General features: G+C 34.3%; 3 protein-coding genes. All 3 read left to right on the top strand.

Going from position 1 to position 3,020, the window contains the following annotated elements; translation table 11 throughout:
* The first annotated feature begins 78 nt into the window (after positions 1-78).
* Positions 79-423, top strand: coding sequence for a BMC domain-containing protein (locus tag ABWP20_RS18440; RefSeq protein WP_353097848.1), 345 nt, complete (start codon positions 79-81; stop codon positions 421-423).
* 144 nt (positions 424-567) lie between these two features.
* Positions 568-1,998 carry an ethanolamine ammonia-lyase reactivating factor EutA gene (eutA, locus tag ABWP20_RS18435; protein WP_353097846.1) on the top strand — a complete coding sequence of 477 codons (1,431 nt, stop codon included), beginning with the start codon at positions 568-570 and terminating at the stop codon, positions 1,996-1,998.
* Positions 1,999-2,018: 20 nt separating this feature from the next.
* Positions 2,019-3,020, top strand: a 1,002-nt coding sequence (gene eutB / locus ABWP20_RS18430) for an ethanolamine ammonia-lyase subunit EutB (protein WP_353097844.1), incomplete at its 3' end; no start/stop codon positions are given.

The raw sequence follows: 3,020 nt of genomic DNA, 5'->3' as shown, positions 1-3,020 counted from the left end.
CACTGTGTAAGATACAGTGATTTCAAGCGTTATGAATTATGATTAACGCTATAAATTTTGATTAAATGAGGTGATTACTTGGAGGGGAATGAAAGAATTATACAGGAATATGTTCCTGGCAAACAAATCACCGTTGCACATGTTATTGCAAAAGCTGATTCAGAACTATATCAAAAGATGGGTATAGTACAATCTGGAAATGAATCAGTGGGAATTTTAACTATAACACCAAGCGAAGCATCAATTATCGCTGTTGATATAGCGATAAAGGCTGCTGAAATAGAAATTGGTTTTGTTGATAGATTTTCAGGTGCAGTGGTTATAATAGGGGATGTTTCCTCAGTTAAGATTGCTTTAGAAAACATTTTAGAAACCATGGAAAGTCTTTTAGATTTTACTGTTGTACCTTTATCTAGCACTTAAATTACATTTAAAAATTAAAATATAAACTATGACAAAGAGGTCATAGATAAAAACAAAGGCGCTTAATAAGGGGACAATTATGGATCTTTTATTAAGCGTTTATTTTTTGAAAAAATTTTAAAATATCTAAAGGGAGTAGATAAGATGTCAGAAACTTTATTAAGCGTTGGTATTGATATTGGAACATCAACAACACAACTAATTTTGTCAGAACTTTCAATTGAAAATATCGCATCAGTTTTTACAATTCCAAGGGTTTCCATTAAGGATAAAAAGGTGATATTTAAGAGTGATATTATCTTTACTCCTATATTAGAAAACAATTTAATAGATTCCGATGGTATAAAGGCATTTGTAGAGCAGCAATACAAAAGAGCAGGTGTTACAAAATCAGATATTCAGACTGGGGCAGTCATTATAACTGGGGAAACAGTTCGAAAGGAAAATGCCCAGACAGTTGCTAAAGCTTTAAGTGGTTTTGCTGGAGATTTTGTTGTGGCAACAGCTGGTCCTGATTTAGAGAGTATTATCGCTGGTAAAGGAGCAGGTACTTATTCCTATTCTGAGAGACAGCACACAACGGCGGTAAACCTTGATATTGGAGGCGGGACAACAAATCTAGCAGTATTTAATGATGGGGATATTGAGGATACGGCTTGCTTTGATATTGGAGGTCGTTTGATAAAGGTAGATACCAATGAAATCATTCGTTATATTTCCCCAAAAGTAAAGGAAATCATCAAAATGGAAGCTTTAGATATTCACCTAAATGAAAAGATAAATCTTAAGGAGTTAGATAAACTTCTAGATATATTTGTACAGGTATTGGAAAATAGCATTGGATTAGGTAAGAAGAGTCCTTATTTTGATTTGTTGATAACCAATAAACCATTGAATACAAAGCTGCAAATTAAATGTATTTCATTTTCAGGTGGCGTAGCAGATGGCATTACAAAAGAAAGTTTACAAAATCCCTTTGCATATGGTGATATTGGACTTTTGTTAGGTAAGAAAATAAGTGGTTCACTCCTTATGACAGCCCTTAAGGTGATTCCAACTGTAGAAACCATTCGTGCAACTGTAGTAGGAGCAGGATCACATACCACTGATGTTTCTGGAAGTACAATCACCTATAAAGAAGATATACTTCCACTTAAGAATATCCCCATTTTACAGCTATCCAAAGATGATGAAAGCGCGAATAATTGTGGGAATTTAGGGGATATTATTCAAGAAAAAGTAAAATGGTTTATGGTAGATGGAGAAGTGCAAATTATTGGATTAGGTGTAGAAGGTGTACATAGTCCATCTTTCCAATTTATTCAATGCTTGGCAAAAGAAATAATAAAGGGTTTAGATTTGTTAATTAAGGAAAAATTGCCACTTGTTATTATAGTGAAAGAAGATATGGCAAAGGCACTAGGTCATAGCCTTTATGCACATCTTCCTAAAGATTATCCATTTGTATGTATAGATAGTATTCATGTACGAAATGGAGATTATATCGACATTGGAAAGCCCATTGCAGAAGGTTCTGTTTTACCGGTAGTAGTAAAGACATTAGTATTTAATTAAAGATAAAAGGAGGATGTACAATGATTTTAAAGACAAAACTTTTTGGAAAAACCTATCAATTTTCATCTGTAATGGAAGTTATGGGGAAGGCTAATGAAGAAAAATCCGGAGATAATTTAGCTGGAGTTGCAGCAAATAGTGCTGAAGAAAGAGTTGCTGCTAAAGTTGTTCTATCACAATTAACGCTTTCAGATTTATTTAACAACCCTGCAGTGCCATATGAAAAGGATGAGGTAACACGCATTATTATTGATAATGTTAATCTTAGAACTTATGAAAAGATTAAAAATTGGACAGTAGCTGAATTAAGAGAATGGATTTTAAATAGTAATACGACAAACTATGATATTCATCGTATATCAAATGGTTTGACTTCTGAAATGGTAGCAGCAGTTGCTAAGATTATGTCTAACCTAGACTTAATAGTGGGAGCTCAAAAGATTATAATAACTAAGACTGCTAATACTACAATTGGTATTCCAGGAACTTTTTCAACTCGTCTACAACCAAATCATCCTACTGATAATGTGGATGGTATTATGGCTTCAGTTATGGAAGGCTTATCTATGGGATCTGGAGATGCAGTAATAGGTTTAAATCCAGTAGACGATACAACAGAAAGTGTAAAGCGTATTCTTCATAAATTTAATGATTTTATTAATGAGTGGGAAATACCAACACAACATGTTGTTTTAGCCCACGTAGCTACTCAGATGGAAGCAATGGAGCAAGGGGCTCCAACAGGATTGGTATTCCAATCTATTGCAGGATCTGAAAAAGGCAATACAGCTTTTGGGATTTCCGCAAAGATGCTTTCAGAAGCGAAGGATATGGCTTTAAAGTTGGGTACGGCAGTAGGCCCAAATGTAATGTACTTTGAAACAGGTCAAGGTTCAGAGCTTTCTTCTGATGCGCATCATGGTGTAGATCAACTGACTATGGAAGCTAGATGTTATGGATTTGCAAAATATTTTGATCCGTTCCTTGTTAATACAGTTGTTGGATTTATTGGACCAGAGTAT

It is taken from the genome of Tissierella praeacuta, assembly GCF_040396155.1.
GTDB lineage: Bacteria > Bacillota > Clostridia > Tissierellales > Tissierellaceae > Tissierella > Tissierella praeacuta_A.
The sequence above is the reverse complement of the archived record's forward strand: the minus strand, read 5'-3'. Positions and strand labels throughout refer to the sequence as shown.

What these genes read in the sequence shown, in the direction of transcription:
- eutA (WP_353097846.1), top strand. Translation starts at nt 568, where the DNA reads ATGTCAGAAACTTTATTAAGCGTTGGTATTGATATTGGAACATCAACA.